The 15,204-nt window shown below is 62.6% G+C and carries 12 protein-coding genes; 11 read left to right on the top strand and 1 reads right to left on the bottom strand.

The window, feature by feature from the left end:
• Nucleotides 1-175: 175 nt before the first annotated feature.
• The 5 genes from ABEG21_RS08625 to ABEG21_RS08605 all read left to right on the top strand — a co-directional run bounded on the left by ABEG21_RS08625 (nt 176) and on the right by ABEG21_RS08605 (nt 9,165).
• Nucleotides 176-2,761 carry an ATP-binding protein gene (locus ABEG21_RS08625; RefSeq protein ID WP_347554261.1) on the top strand — a complete coding sequence of 862 codons (2,586 nt, stop codon included), beginning with the start codon at nt 176-178 and terminating at the stop codon, nt 2,759-2,761.
• Nucleotides 2,762-3,094: 333 nt separating this feature from the next.
• On the top strand, nt 3,095-5,164 hold the full coding sequence (locus tag ABEG21_RS08620) for an EAL domain-containing protein (RefSeq protein ID WP_347554260.1): 2,070 nt from the start codon (nt 3,095-3,097) through the stop codon (nt 5,162-5,164).
• 125 nt (nt 5,165-5,289) lie between these two features.
• A complete protein-coding gene (locus ABEG21_RS08615) occupies nt 5,290-6,642 on the top strand; it encodes a DNA/RNA non-specific endonuclease (RefSeq protein WP_347554259.1) in 1,353 nt (450 codons plus the stop codon).
• A 191-nt stretch (nt 6,643-6,833) separates the two neighbouring features.
• Entirely contained in the window at nt 6,834-8,240 is a 1,407-nt protein-coding gene (locus tag ABEG21_RS08610; RefSeq protein WP_347554258.1) for an amidohydrolase family protein, read from the top strand.
• 118 nt (nt 8,241-8,358) lie between these two features.
• The gene (locus ABEG21_RS08605; RefSeq protein ID WP_347554257.1) at nt 8,359-9,165 is read left to right on the top strand and encodes an ABC transporter substrate-binding protein; all 807 of its coding nucleotides are present in this window, start codon (nt 8,359-8,361) and stop codon (nt 9,163-9,165) included.
• Nucleotides 9,166-9,186: 21 nt separating this feature from the next.
• On the opposite strand, the gene ABEG21_RS08600 is transcribed toward ABEG21_RS08605, so the two are convergent.
• On the bottom strand, nt 9,187-10,125 hold the full coding sequence (locus ABEG21_RS08600; protein WP_347554256.1) for a LysR substrate-binding domain-containing protein: 939 nt from the start codon (nt 10,123-10,125) through the stop codon (nt 9,187-9,189).
• A 128-nt stretch (nt 10,126-10,253) separates the two neighbouring features.
• Between ABEG21_RS08600 and ABEG21_RS08595 the strand changes: the two genes are divergently transcribed.
• The 6 genes from ABEG21_RS08595 (at nt 10,254) to ABEG21_RS08570 (ending at nt 15,196) form a co-directional block, all read left to right on the top strand.
• A complete protein-coding gene (locus ABEG21_RS08595) occupies nt 10,254-11,198 on the top strand; it encodes an N-carbamoyl-D-amino-acid hydrolase (RefSeq protein WP_347554255.1) in 945 nt (314 codons plus the stop codon).
• Between the two features lie 63 nt (nt 11,199-11,261).
• Nucleotides 11,262-12,140, top strand: a complete 879-nt coding sequence (locus ABEG21_RS08590; protein WP_347556681.1) for an amino acid ABC transporter permease — start codon at nt 11,262-11,264, stop codon at nt 12,138-12,140.
• A 14-nt stretch (nt 12,141-12,154) separates the two neighbouring features.
• Complete coding sequence (locus tag ABEG21_RS08585) at nt 12,155-12,919, top strand: amino acid ABC transporter ATP-binding protein (protein WP_347554254.1); 765 nt, start codon at nt 12,155-12,157, stop codon at nt 12,917-12,919.
• 138 nt (nt 12,920-13,057) lie between these two features.
• Nucleotides 13,058-13,816, top strand: a complete 759-nt coding sequence (locus ABEG21_RS08580) for an ABC transporter substrate-binding protein (protein WP_347554253.1) — start codon at nt 13,058-13,060, stop codon at nt 13,814-13,816.
• A gap of 1 nt (nt 13,817) precedes the next feature.
• Complete coding sequence (locus tag ABEG21_RS08575) at nt 13,818-14,468, top strand: amino acid ABC transporter permease (RefSeq protein ID WP_347554252.1); 651 nt, start codon at nt 13,818-13,820, stop codon at nt 14,466-14,468.
• The gene (locus tag ABEG21_RS08570) at nt 14,465-15,196 is read left to right on the top strand and encodes an amino acid ABC transporter ATP-binding protein (RefSeq protein ID WP_347554251.1); all 732 of its coding nucleotides are present in this window, start codon (nt 14,465-14,467) and stop codon (nt 15,194-15,196) included. The genes ABEG21_RS08575 and ABEG21_RS08570 overlap by 4 nt, the downstream gene beginning before the upstream one ends.
• The last annotated feature ends 8 nt before the right edge of the window (nt 15,197-15,204 follow it).

Here is a 15,204-nt window from a genome sequence, read left to right as displayed (position 1 = left end):
CCGGTCCAGTGCGGATGAAAGGGGCGGATGCGCCTGTCCGTGGCGCCCGGCAGCGGTGCCGGGTGGTGGGGTCGGCGCCAGTTCTGGCACGGCGCCCGCCGCTCTGGCAAAATGACTGACATCGGCGCCCATTTCGCGCATCCCCTTGCGGCTGACTCCACGTCCCTGACGTCCCTTGAACGCCCCCTCCGAATCCGCGATCAGCTCGCGAGACCAAGCTGATACGACGCGTGACGTCCTGGCTGCGGAAACCGAGCCGGTCATCGAGCCGGACCGCAACTTTCGCGGCATCCGGATGGCGTTTCTCACGCTGCTGATTGCCGCGATGGTCCTGCCGTTGATGTATGTCGGCGTGGCGGCGGTCATCGACCTGAACCAGCGCCGGGATGAGGCGCGGGCGACAACCAGCCGTGTGGCGCGCATCGCCGAAGAGCATGCGATCAAGGTATTCGACCTGAACGAGAGTCTCGACGAGCGCATTCTGGATCTGCTCGGCGAGACGTCCGATGCGTCGATTACCCGTCAAGGTCGCGCGCTGCAGCAGCGCCTCGCCAAATTGGGTGGCGGCTATCCGCAGGTTGCCGCCATCGGCGTGCTAAATGGCACTGGGCGCATGTTGGTGAACAGTGCCGGCTATCCGCCGGCGACAAGCGACTTCCGCGATCGATTGGACTATTCCGCGATCGATCAGGCCGCCACGTTATGGGTCTCGCCGACGATGGTGGGTGCGATGACCGGCAAGCCGATCTTCTCGACCAGCTCCGCGCGTCGTGACGCCAATGGCAAGCTGACAGGCGTGGTCGCCGTCTCGCTGAAAGCCGAGTATTTCAGTGACTTCTACAAGGATCTGGTCGGTACCGATCAATCGATGACCGTCGGTCTGGCGCGGATCGACGGTGTCGTGCTGGTGCGCTATCCGTCCGGTCTGCCGGCCGGCGCGCCGCGCGACGGCAGTGGTGTCGGTCACTTGAACCGACCCTTCCATGCGCTGTCCGCCTTGCTGCGCGGCCTGGGGGCCGACGAGAACGGTCACAGCAGCTATGACGATAACGACAGCACCACGAGCGGCGAAGTGACGCTGAGCGCAGACGGCGACCAGAGCGTGATCTCGTATCGCCGCGTTGCCGGTTATCCGGTGTACGTGTTCTCCAGCTATCCGACATCGGCATTGATTTCTGCCTGGTTGTCCCATGTGGGACTGCTGGCGGCGGGCGTGTTCGTGCCATGCCTGGTGCTGTGGACCGTGATCCTGATCGCTTTGCTGCGGCTGCGAACCGAGGAACGTGCCTGGCTTTCCTGGCGGTCGGAGTCCGTTACGCGTCGTTCGGTCGAAGCGGCGTTCCGGCAGGCGCGGCGCACGGAAGCGCTGGGCAATCTGGTCGGCAGCGTCGCGCACGACTTCAATAATCTGCTGATGACGATGTCGTCGAATGCCCAGGTGCTGCGTCGGCGCGGCGTACCGCCGCCGTCGGCGCCGGACGATACCCGTGCCGGGGAAAGCAGCCCGGAGTTGGCCGCGATCGAGCGGGCGATTCGCAACGGCAAACAATTGACAAGGCAATTATTGGGCGTTGCGCGTAAGCAGCCGCAACGCATCGAGACGTTGGTGCTGCAGACCTGGCTTGCCCATGCCACGCCGCTGTTGAACGGCGCGCTGCACGCGGAAGTGCGTCTGGTGTTGCAGATCGCCCCCGATGTCTGGCCGATCGATGTCGATGCCGGCGAGTTGGAATTGGCGTTGTTGAACGTTACGGCGAACGCGCGCGATGCGATGGCCTACCCGGCGGGCGGCACGCCCCGGCCCGGCAGCACGATGACCATCGAGGTCGAGAATATGCGCTTCAGCACGAGCCAGTCGTACGGCCATGCGGGCGACTATGTGCGGATTTCGGTTGCCGATACCGGTGTCGGCATGCCGGCCGACGTCCTGCGACGGGCGTTCGAACCGCTGTACACGACCAAGCCGCAAGGCATGGGGACCGGATTGGGCTTGCCGCAGGTGGCGAGCTTCTGCGAACAGGCCGGAGGGACGGCCACGATCGAAAGCGAGATAGGACGGGGCACGATCGTACGCTTCTATCTGCCGCGCTCCCAAGCGCGCGCTCCATCAGCGGCGCCGCATCAGACGCAGGCAGTGTCCGATGTGGCGGCCGAGGGCGGTCCGCCGGCTGCCGATACGCCCGCGCCGATGCGCGCACCGGTCGCGCCGACCGTGCATGAGTCGGTCGATCGGACGCCTTCGACGGCGGCGTCCGGTGTCGCGTCCTGGCGCGCCATGGCGGCGCCGGCGTCTTCTGCTGCATCGTCGAAGTCCGGGGCGAAAGGCGCGCAGGGCGTGCCGTCCGAGACGGCAACCGGCCAGGAACGGGGCATTGCCATCCTGCTGGTCGAGGACAATCCGGAAGTGGCGGCCGGGACCGAGGCATTGCTCGATGTCATGGGGCACCGCGTCCAATGGGTCGACAATGCCGACACCGCCTTGACCTTGCTGATGGCCGTGCGCGATAGCGCGGCAGACGGCTTCGATATGGTGCTGTCGGACATCCACATGCCGGGCACGATGAATGGCATCGATCTGGCGCTGACGCTGCGCGACGTGCTGCCGGTGCTGCCGATCGTGCTCGTGACCGGCTATGCGTCGGAGATCGAACGCGCCAAGCAGGCCGAGATCCCGGTGCTGGCCAAGCCGTTCGATGTCGAGGTGCTGGAATCCTTGATCCAGGATGTCGCGGAGCGACCGCTGGCGGGGCTGCGTGCCTGACAAACCGCCGCGAAAAGTTGTCGGCCGTGGCGGGCGCACGCGGCGGCCACGGCCCGAACTTCCAGGGCGCAAATCTATACGTTCGCTCGAACGCATTTTTTGTGCTAATCCTTAAGTTCGCGTTCCGAAAGCCGTTATCCGATGAAAGGGCGCCCTGTCAGGGCGCCGATGATGACGCAAATTCCCGAATACGTCGGCGATGGACGCCAGCGCTGCCGCAGGGCGCGAATCGCGCTTCCGGAGTCGTGCCTTGCCTTCTGGCGGGGCACGTGCTCCCTTGCTCAATCGCCGGCACCGTCTTTCGGATCTGCGTGGCGGTCCTAGAGGTTTGTCATGCTCGTTGGCAGTTACGACACGCTGCTTGTCTTGTTCTCGGTGCTTGTCGCCATGCTGGCATCGTACACTGCACTCGACCTCGTCGGGCGCATCAGCACGGCCGGCAAAAACGCCGCGCAATGGTGGCTCGTCGGCGGTGCCGGCGCGATGGGTTTCGGCGTCTGGTCGATGCATTTCATCGGCATGCTCGCCTTCTCCCTGCCGCATATCGAGATGGGATTCGACGCCCACTTGACGCTGCTGTCGCTCCTTATCGCTTTCTCCGCGTCCCTGTTCGCGTTGTGGCTCGCCAGCCGCGCGCGAATGGGGTGGTCGACCATGACGGCCGGCGCCTTGCTGATGGGCGGCGGGATTGCCGCCATGCATTACACCGGCATTGCGGCGATGAAGATGACGCCAGGCATCGTCTGGCGCCCGAACCTGGTGGCGCTCTCGGTCGTGATTGCCGTGGTGGCATCGGGCGCGGGGCTGCAACTGGCGTTCCGCCTGCGCGGCATCGGTCAGCATGTGCGCTATTACCGGATCGGTGCGGCGGTCGTGATGGGGCTGGCGATCGTCTGCATGCATTACGTCGGTATGCTGGCGGCGGAATTCCCCATCGGTTCGGTGTGCGGTGCGGCACGCGCCGGTTTCAATTCGAACGCGCTGGCGCTGCCGATCCTGGTGGTGACCGTCGCGGTGCTGGCCGTTGCACTGATCACGTCGATCCTCGATATGCGGCTCGAAATCAACACGGCGATGCTGTCGTCGTCGCTGGCCGAAGCGAATCAGGAGCTTTCGCGTCTGGCATTGCACGATACGCTGACGCGGCTGCCGAATCGCCTGCTGTTGATGGATCGCCTGGAGCAGGCGATCGAGAGCGCCACGGCCGCGCGCGGAAAATTCACGGTGATGTTCCTCGATCTCGATGGCTTCAAGGCCGTCAACGATACGTTCGGCCATCACCTCGGCGACCAGTTGCTGGTGCAGGTGTCCGAGCGGATCCGCCAACACGTCCATGCCGAGGATACCTGCGCGCGGCTCGGCGGCGACGAGTTCGTGCTGCTTGCAAAAGTGGCTGGCGCAGCCGACGCGGCCACGATCGCCGAACGTCTGGTCAATGTGCTGGAAGATCCCTTTGTCGTCTCCGGGCATCATCTGACGGTGTCGGCGAGTATCGGCATCGCGCTGTATCCGGGCGATGGCGTGGTACCGGCCGATCTCGTGAAGAGCGCGGATATCGCGATGTATCACGCGAAATCGGCGGGGCGCAATCAAGCCTGTTTCTTCGAAGGCTCGATGCATACCGATAACGCCAGCCATCTCACTTTGTTGCACGACTTGCGGCTGGCGCGCAAGCGCAATGAATTCGTCCTGCATTATCAGCCCAAGTTCCGCGCGCCGAACGGACCGATGATCGGCGCCGAGGCTTTGTTGCGCTGGGACCATCCGACGCGGGGCCGCATCGCACCGGACGAATTCATTCCGCTCGCCGAACGCAGCGGGCTGATCATCGGCATCGGCGAATGGGTCCTCGACGAGGCGTGCCGGCAATTGTCGGAATGGCAGCGCAACGCGAAGACCGATGCCGGTCGCGAGTTGACGATGGCCGTGAACATCTCGACGGCGCAGTTCAACCATCCGCGCTTTATCGAGATGATCACCCAGTCGATCGACAAGCACGGCATCGAACCGCGCACGTTGACGCTGGAGATCACCGAGTCGACGGCAATGCAAGACGTCGAGGCGAATCTGGCGATTCTGAACCAGCTCAACGACCTCGGCGTGCGCATCTCGATCGACGATTTCGGCACTGGCTATTCGAGCCTGCTGTACTTGAAACGGATGCCGGCGAGCGAGTTGAAGATCGATCGCGGCTTCGTGATGAATCTCGAAAACAGCAGCGAAGACGCGGCGATCGTGTCCGCCATCGTCGCGCTGGGCGATACGCTGAAATTGAATATCGTTGCCGAGGGCGTGGAGACGGACGAGCAGCAAGCGCTGCTGACGCGTCTGGGCTGCGATCTGCTCCAAGGCTTCCTGTTAGGCAAGCCGATGGAAGCGGCGGGTTTCGCTGAATTGATCTGAGCCGGACGCGTCAGCGTAATGGCACATCGGCGCGTCTGCGAGACACGCCGATGTCTGGGTTTCGGACGCACGATTCGCCACGTGCGCGGCGGGAATACCGGGCGGGGTAGGCCAAGGCTGGCATAATGCCGCTGTTTTTCGCCTCGGATGAAACCCCGTTGATCACTGCATTGCTGTCTGTTCCCTCCCTGTCCTCGATTGCCTCCCGCCGCTTTTCGCGCGGCGATGGGATGCGTCGCCTGTCCCGATTTCCCTCGTTTGTTGCCGCATGCTTCGGCGCGCTGGTGGTGTTGGCCGCTTACGTGCCGGCCGCCCGGGCCGCGCCAAGCGCCTGTCCCGCATTCTTCGTGGCCGGACAGGCGCCCGATGTGTTGCGCATGGAGCAGGTGTCGCGTTCGCACATGCTGTGTTTCCGCTTCTATTCGACGATGGCATCCGGGATCACGCGTACCCCTTTGTGGTCTGCCGAGCGATTGACGCGTGACAGCGTGGCCGCGTCCCAGGCGCAGAAGCGCCACGATGCCTTTCATACCGAGATGGCGGTCGTCGCCGACGATCGCGCCGAGTTGGCCGATTATCGTGGCGCCGGTTTCGATCGCGGTCATATGTCGCCGAGCGCCGATATGCCCGATGCCGCGGCGCAGGAGGAGAGTTTCTCGCTGGCAAATATGGTGCCGCAGGACGCGGAGAATAATCGGCACTTGTGGCAGGGGATCGAAATCAGCACGCGGGCGATGGCCAAATCCAGCGGCGAGTTGTATGTCGTCAGCGGGCCGGCCTTTATCGGGACGCCGACCTGGGTGCATTCCCGTGTCGCCGTGCCGAGTTATCTGTGGAAGGCTATTTACGATCCCAAGCGCGGCGCCGCCGCCTATCTGACGGCGAACCGCGACGGCGATGCGTACGCCGTGGTGTCGATTGCGATGCTCCAGCGGATTACCGGCATCGATCCATTTCCCGGCCTGTCCGAGGACGTGAAGGCGCAGGCGATCTCGCTGCAGCCGCCGCGGCCGAGTGGCCAGCGCATGAAGACGGGGCCGGTGACGCCGGCCGCGCTGGGCCTGGTGTTTCCCGCCGATGGCGGGGCCGCGCAGACGACCTTGTCGCCGCCGCAGCCGAACGGCAAGCTCGCGCAGCGCGAGGCGCGCAGCGAGGCAGCGCCCGCATCCTCTACACCGTCGGCCACCCAGGCCGCGCTGGCAGCGGCGGCCGTCGCCGCCGTCGTGCATCCGCGTCATCGCGCCGACACGCCGCGTGCGCATCGGGCGGAGAAACGCCGCGCGAGGCAAGCCGCGAAGCAAGCGGAAAGCGCGCGATCGAGCGCCCCGTCAGCCGCGCATCGTGCGGCGACGCCGAGCGCCGCCGCACCGGTGAAGCCGGCGCAGGCCCCACGTCAGGAGGGCGTCTATGGCTTTGGCTATCAACTCGGCAAGACCTTGAAACGGCTGGGCAGCGATATCGGCGGGCAGGGGAAGTAGACGGGGGGCAGGCGGTCGCTGGGCGCTCGGCAGGATCGGACGCGCCGGCCGTCGTGCGGGGTCGCGCCCGCGTGCGCGCTTGCCGACCCATGCCCTTGCGCTATGGATCGGTAATTTTGGTCTATTTTACCGTATGGGAGGATCTTGGTATTTTCGGAGGGCTGGCCCGGAACCGACCTGACGAGTGATAGATGAATCTTTTGATCCACGATGCCGTGCTCCTCGCCGGTGATGCCGCGCGCACGATCAGCGACCACACGTCGATCGCCATCGAGGGCAATCGTATCGTCGGCATCGGCGGGGCGGATGCGATGGCGCAGCAGTATGCGCATCTGCCGATATTCGAGGCGCGTGGTTTGGCGGTGATGCCCGGCTTCGTCAATGCGCATACGCACACCGTGCTGATGGCGTTGCGCGGTACCGTGGAAGACTGGTCCGGCGATGCCATCTATCGCTACATGACGCCGATCTCGTACGCGATGACGCCTGAAGAACGCGCGGTCATCGTGCAGTTGGGCTGCCTCGAAGCCATCCGCAGCGGCACGACGACACTGGTCGATCCCTTCCGCTTCGTTTCCGGCTATGTCGATGCGATGGCGGCAACCGGCCTGCGCGTCTGGGTGTCGGAAGCGTGCGCCGATATCGATACCCGGCGCATCCGACATGGCGACTACAGCGTCGATACCGAATTCGGTGCACGATTCTTCGAACGCGCCGAGGCCTTGATTGCGCAATACCACGGCAGCCATGGCGATCGCGTGCGGTGCCAGGTGGCGGCCCATGCGCCCGACAATTGTTCTCCGGCGATGCTGCATCGCTTGAAGGCGCTGGCGGACAAGCACGGGCTCACGCGCACGATCCATCTCTCGCAAAGCCCGCTCGAAGTGGCCTCGATGCACGCGCGCCATGGGCTGACGTCCACCGAATATCTGGCGCGTGAAGGCTTTCTCGGCGCGGATTTGATCGCCGCCCACTGGACGTTCTGCACTCGGGCCGACATCGCTTTATTGGCAGAGCACGGCGTACAGATGGCGCACACGCCGGCCAGTATCTCGCGACGCGGCATGCACAAGGCGTTATTGGGCCCGATTCGGGAAGCGGGCGTCAGCGTCGCCTTCGGTACCGACAATATGAGCGAAGACATGTTCGCGGCGATGGCGTTCGGCTCGATTGCCTGGCGCACCGGGCGCGGCCGCGAGGGGGGCCCGGAAGCGGAGGGCGGCGTGACGCCGACGCCCGACGATATCATCGAAGCGGCCACGCTGGCCGGCGCGCGCTCGGTGGGCGCGGCGCACGAGATCGGTTCGATCGAAGTCGGCAAAAAGGCCGACCTGACCCTGATCGATCTGAACACGGTCGCGATGCGGCCGTTGATCCGCCTGCAATCGAACCTGGTCCATTACGGCCATCCCGGCGTCGTGCACTCCGTCATCGTCGATGGCGCCTTCGTGATGCGCGATCGCATGGTCTTGACGCTGGACGAACCGGCGCTGCTGCGCGAGGCGGAAGTCGTCACCCGTCGCGTATGGCAGCGGATGTTCGAACAGAATCCGGATATCCGGAAACCCAGCACGGAACTTCCCTGGCTCGATGCCTGATTTCCGGCGCATGCACCAATCTTGCCCGACCTTGTCCTGCGATCGCTCCGACGCTGTCTTCACGCGCCGGCGCGGCGAATCGCCGGCTTTCTTTTCCCACCCGACCAAGCACTCATCGATGAAAAAGATCCTCGCGGCACTCTTGTCCTCCGTCTGTCTTGCCGGCATCGCGCATTCCGCACAGGCTGCCGAGGCGATCAAGGCAGGAACGTATCCGAGCTATCCGCCGCTGGACATGCGCGACCCGGCAAGCAATACCTTGACCGGCTTCGATATCGAATTGGGCGAGGCGCTGTCGAAGAAGATGGGGCGGCCGTTCTCCTGGGTCGAAACCAACTATTCCGAGCTGATCGCGGCGACCAAGACCGGGCGCGTCGATATCTTCTTTAACGGCATGTTCGATACGCCCGAGCGCGAACAGGAAATCGGTTTCGTCGATTATTTGCGCTCCGGTTCCCAGTTCGTCACCTTAGCGTCGAGCCCGAACAAGACGGCGATCTCGATGTGCGGCAAGCGCATCGGCATCAGCCGGATGACGAGCGCACCGGCCGTGCTGGCACGGTGGAATACATCCGATTGCGCAAAGCAGGGCTTGCCTGCTGCCATTTACGTGCCGGCGGAAAACAGCATCGATGCACGGATGCAGATGAAACAGGGGCGTGTCGATGCGGTCATGATGGATAGCCTGACCGTGCCGTATGTCATCGCGCAGGATGCATCGCTGGCGATGATCGGGACACCGATCGAATATACGGCGATGGGCATCGGCGTGGCGAAAAACGAAATGGCGCTGGGCAAGGACGTCGCCGTGGCGCTGCAATCGTTGATCGATGACGGTACGGTCGGCAAGCTGATGGCCAAATGGAATTTGCCGGCGACCAGTGCGCTGAACAAAGTGACGATCAACAATCAGCCTGTACCATAAATCGCCGGTCGGGCTTGCCCTTCAGCGCGCGGCGCCGACCGCGGGTTGGTCCTGCGCCAGAATGGCCTTGACCGTCGAGAAGAACGAGCGTGCCGCGTGCGAGAGCGGCTCGGCGCGGGCATAAACTGCTTCGGCACGCATCGTGAGCTTGCCCGCCAGCGGCCGCACATCGAGGTGCGCACGCAGGTTGTCATCGATGCAGAACGGATCGACGATGGCGACACCAATGCCTTGCATCGCTAACTGGCACGCGCTGATCGTCGAGCGGACTTCGATCTCGGGCGTGGGTCGCGGCGTGCCGCCGAATGCCTTGTCGACGATCATGCCCATCGGCGTGTCGTAGGGATAGTCGATCCACGGCGCATGCCGGATCGATTCCAGGGTGACTTCCTCGATGCCGGCGAAATGGCCCTTCGGCGCAACGACCATCAGCGGTACTTCGGCCAGCGGCTCGGCCTCGAGGTTCGGATGCGTAACGCCGAACATCGAGATGCCGAGATAGTTCGTCCCATAAAGGAGCCGCGGAATCAGATTGTTGTGCGTCAGCGGTTCGAAATGAATCGGCAGTTCGGGATAGATGCGTTTGAAGCGCGCGATGGCCCGCGGAATGATGTGGACGCCCAGGCTCGGGCTGCAGACGATATTCACTTTCCCGCTACGCCCTTCTTGCAAGGCGCGGATCAGATCGTCCACGCGCTGGATCCCGGCATAGGCGGATTCGACTTCCTCGAAGATGCGCTTGGCCTCCGGCGTGGGCGACAAGCGCCCCCGTACGCGCTCGAACAGCAGAAAGCCGACACGCTCCTCCGTCAATTGCAGCACGCGGCTAACGGATGGCTGCGCAATCGTTAACATCCGTGCCGCCTCGCTGACCGAGCCGGTGACCATGATCGCGCGGAAGATTTCCAACTGTCGAAGACTGATCGCCAAGCGGCGCGAATCGATCGGTGTCTGTGTCATTCCCGGCTCGTTGGAGAGGGCGGCCATAGATGTCATCTATGGTTTGCGTATTTTGACCTATTTTACGCATAAACAATAAATTGCTATCGTGGGTCCGACTGCTGTTCCACCTCAACGATAGGTCGGGTATGACGCATTCACGCAAAATGGGTTTGGCGGTTGCGCAAATGGGGCCGCTCCATCTCGCCGATAGTCGGGGCGCGGCGGTCGCGCGCTTGATGGAAATGATGCGCGAAGCCAAGAGTCGAAACGCCGATCTGGTCGTGTTCCCGGAGCTGGCGCTGACGACGTTTTTTCCGCGCTATTGGATGAGTGAGGAGGCGGCCTGCGACGCCTATTTCGAGCGCGCGATGCCGAATGCGGAGACGCAGCCGCTGTTCGATCTGGCGCGGGAATTGCAAATCGGCTTTTATCTGGGATATGCGGAGCTGACGCCCGAGGGACGACGTTTCAACACGGCGATCCTCGTGGACAAAGGCGCGCGCATCGTGCAGAAATATCGCAAGATCCATTTGCCGGGTCACAGCGATCACAAGGTCGATGCGCCATTCCAGCATCTCGAAAAGAAATTCTTCGAAGTGGGCGACCTGGGCTTTACCGTCGCGGACGCCATGGGTGCGACTATCGGGATGTGCATCTGCAATGACCGACGCTGGCCGGAAAGTTGGCGCTCGCTGTCCTTGCAGGGCGCGGAACTCGGTTTGGTGGGATACAACACGCCGTCCTGGAATATTCATTGGAAGGAGCCGGTGCATCTGCGGATGCATACGCATCTGATCGCCTTGCAGGCGTCCGCGTATCAAAACGCGATGTGGATCGGCGCGGCGGCGAAATGTGGTGCGGAAGACGGTTTTCATATGATCGGCGGGTCGGTCATCGTCGCGCCTTCCGGTGAAATTGCAGCGCAGTCCTCGACCGAGGAAGACGAAGTCATCTTCGCCAATATCGACTTGGCGCTCGGCGACACCTTCCGTGAGCATGTATTCAATTTCGCGAAGCATCGCCGCCCCGAACACTACACGCTGATCACCGAACGTACCGGCGCCGGCCCTGCCGTAAAGGGGCCGGAATAAGGCCTCGGCCTGCTCAAGACAGGACGTACCGATATGAATGCAGCGAAGACGGCCAGGGCCGCGATGCCGGTGCCGGCAGACAAGGCACCCGACGAAGCGGGCATCGGATTCATCGATATCTCGCAATTCCAGCATGTGAAGCGTCGTTATTACGGGCGGTATATCGCATCGGCGCTGATCCTGGCGATATTGCTGTGGATCGGCATCGCCTTCGCGCGTGGGCAGATCGACTGGCCGACGGTCTTGACGTTCCTGACGGCGAAGTCGATTTTGACCGGCTTTGCAAATACGATCGTGATGACGATCCTGGCGATGGCGCTGGGCATCGTGCTAGGGGTGATCGTCGCCGTCATGCGTCTGTCGACGAATCCGATCGCCCGCAGCGTGGCCCATGGCTATGTGTGGTTCTTCCGCGGCACGCCGGTCATCCTGCAATTGCTGCTCTGGTTCAATCTGGCCTTGGTTTTTCCGCATCTGGGCATCCCCGGCCTGTTCGAATTCAAGACCGTCGACGTGATGACGCCCTTCCTCGCGGCGTTGCTCGGGCTCGGGATCAATCAAGGCGCCTACACGTCGGAAGTGGTTCGCGCCGGATTGCTGTCCGTCGACCACGGCCAGTACGAAGCCGCCAAGGCGATCGGCATGCCGCGCTTGCAGGCGCTGCGCCGCATCATCCTGCCGCAGGCCTTGCGCGTGATCGTGCCGCCGATCGGCAACGAATTGATCGGCATGGCAAAGGCCACATCGTTAGCCAGCGTCATTCAATACGCTGAAATGCTGCATAACGCCGAGAACATCTATTACGCCAATGCGCGCGTCATCGAATTACTGATCGTGGCCGGGGTCTGGTATCTGGTGATCGTGTCGGTGTTGTCGGTGCTGCAATCACGCCTCGAAGTACGACTCGCGCGTGGCGCGGGGCGTCCTGCGGCACGGCAGTAAGGCAGGGGGAGAGCATGTCGACGATCGTCAGAGCAGTAGCGGTGGAAAAGCACTATGGGACATTCAAGGCGCTAAAGGGCATCGATCTGAATGTCATGCGCGGGGATGTGATTGCGATCATCGGACCGTCCGGATCGGGGAAAAGTACCTTTCTGCGCTGTATCAATCAGCTGGAAGTGATCGACGGCGGCGCGCTGTGGGTCAACGACGAACTGGTCGGCTATCGTCGCGTGGATCGGAAACTTTATCCGTTGTCCGAATCGCAGATTGCCCGGCAACGGCTGGCGACCGGCATGGTGTTTCAGCGTTTCAACCTCTTTCCGCATATGACCGCGTTGGAGAACGTGACGGAGGGGCCGATCCAGGTCTTGAAGCGCAAACGCGCGGAGGCGGTAGAAGAGGGGCGGGCCTTGCTGGAACGCGTCGGCCTTGGTCATAAGTGTCATGCGTTTCCGGTCGAGCTTTCCGGGGGACAGCAGCAGCGCGTGGCGATCGCGCGCGCGCTCGCGATGCATCCCAAGTTGATGCTGTTCGATGAGCCAACCTCCGCGCTCGATCCTGAACTGGTGGGAGAGGTGCTGGCCGTCATGCGCGATCTCGCGCACACGGGTATGACGATGATCGTGGTCACGCACGAACTGGGCTTTGCGCGGGAAGTCGCCAATCGTGTCGTCTTCATGGATCAAGGCGCCATCGTCGAGACGGGCACGCCGGATCAGGTTCTGGGCGCGCCACAACATCCCAGAACGCAAGGTTTTATCTCGGCGGTGCTCGCGTAAGTCGAAACAGAATCTGCGGCGGCGCGGACCGTGGGCCCTATTTGCTGCGGAAACGCGCGGTCAAATCAGTTTCTTCGACGCTTTTTGAGTCGTTATGCTCTCAGAGCGCTATCGACGCAATAACCAAGGAGCTTCGAGATGAAACGTGCCGCGCTGGCTGCCCTGATGTCCGTGACGATCGCTTTGGCTGCCAGTATGACGGCACATGCGCAAACGGTCGTGAACGTCGGCTCGACGCCGACGGGGAGCCCCTTCACCTTCCTGGATACGAAGACTAATCAGATCGAAGGCATCATGGTCGACATCGCCAATGCCGTCGCGAAAGACGCCGGGTTTCAGGTCAAGATCGAGCCGATGCAGTTCTCCGCGTTGATCGGCTCGTTGACGTCCAAGCGCATCGATATGATCTCGGCGGCCATGTTCATCACGCCGGCACGCAAGGAAGTCGTCGATTTTTCGGTGCCGGTCTATAGCTATGGCGAAGGCGTCGTCGTGCCGACTGCCGACAAGACCGCCTACACGAGCTTGGCGGATCTGAAGGGCAAGCGTATCGGCGTTCAGGTGGGCACGGCATTTGTCGCGCCGCTGCAGAAGAGCGGTTTGTTCTCCGAAGTGCGGCTGTACGACACGACCGCCGATCTGATGCGCGACGTCAATGCAGGGCGTATCGATGTCGGCATGCTCGATGCTCCGATCGCCGGCTATGCGCTGTCGCAGGGTCGCTTCCCGAATCTGCGGATGGTGACGTCGTATAAGCCGACGATCGTCGGCAGTCTCGGCTTTGCAACGAATAAAGACAATCCGGCCTTGCTGGCCCGCATCGATGCGGCCGTGACGAAGCTGAAGGCCGACGGCACGATTGCCGCGATTTTAAAGAAGTGGGGCATGGACAGCTAAGATGAGTGTCTTTCTGCAGCGCGCGTGGGAATACCTGCCGATCTTGCTCCAAGGGGCGAAGTTGACGATCGTCGTCACCTTGGGCTCGCTGGTGCTGTCGACGCTGCTGGGCCTCGTGTGGGCCGCCATGCGCGTCTCGGGGATCGCGCTGCTGTCGCGGATCAGCGCCTGCATCATCAATGTCTTGCGTGGCGTTCCGATCCTGGTGCTGCTGTTCTTTGTGTATTTCGTCTTGCCGGATTACGGTATCGCGATCTCTGCGGTGCAGGCGGCCATCCTCGGCCTCGGTATCGCGTATTCCGCCTATCAGGCCGAGAATTTCCGCGCCGGCATCGAGGCGATCGATCCGGGGCAAACGGAAGCGGCGCTGGCGATGGGGATGGGCTGGATGCTGACGATGCGGCGTGCGATCCTGCCGCAAGCGATCAAGGTCGTGATGCCTTCCTACGGCAATGTGATGATCATGCTATTAAAGGATTCGTCGCAGGCCTCGACGATCACCGTCGCCGAGCTGGCGATGCAAGGTCGACTCATCGCCACGTCGACGTTTCAGAATACGACCGTGTTCACCTTGGTCGCGTTGATGTATCTCGTGATGTGCGTGCCCTTGATCCTGATCGTGCGCCATTACGAAAAGCGAGCAAAGCGATGATCGAGATCCGCGGATTGTGTAAATCGTACGGCGAACATCGGGTCCTGAACGGCATCGATGCCTCGATCGAAAAAGGCGAAGTGGTTTGCATCGTCGGCCCGTCGGGATCGGGCAAATCGACGATCCTGCGCTGCATCAACGGACTCGAGAAGCACAATGCCGGCGAGATTCTGATCGATGGCAAGGCGGTGCAGCCGGGCCATCGTTCCATTCGAGAGATTCGCGGCGAAGTGGCGATGGTGTTCCAGCGCTTCAATCTGTTCCCGCATCGCACCGTGCTGGAGAACGTGACCGAAGGGCCGCGCTTCGTCAAACGCGAGGACAAGGCCGCGACGATCGCGCATGCGATGTCGCTGTTGGAAAGCGTCGGCATGCAGCATAAGGCTAGCGCCTATCCGCCGGCGCTGTCCGGCGGGCAACAGCAACGCGTCGCTATCGCGCGCGCCTTGTCGATGCGTCCCAAGGCGATTCTTTTCGATGAGCCGACATCGGCGCTCGATCCCGAGTTGGTCGGCGATGTCCTCGACGTGATGCGTACGCTCGCCGAAACGGGCATGACGATGGTCGTCGTCACGCACGAGATGCAGTTCGCGCGCGAAGTGGCCGACCGTGTGCTGTTCATCGATGGCGGCGTCATCGTCGAGCAAGGACCGTCCGCCGAGGTACTGGGCCGTCCGCAACATCCGCGCACGCAAGACTTCCTGCGTCGCGTGCTTCGTCCTTCTTAAGGCGCATC

Origin of the sequence: Robbsia sp. KACC 23696 (assembly GCF_039852015.1) — a bacterium.
GTDB lineage: Bacteria > Pseudomonadota > Gammaproteobacteria > Burkholderiales > Burkholderiaceae > Robbsia.
The sequence above is the reverse complement of the archived record's forward strand: the minus strand, read 5'-3'. Positions and strand labels throughout refer to the sequence as shown.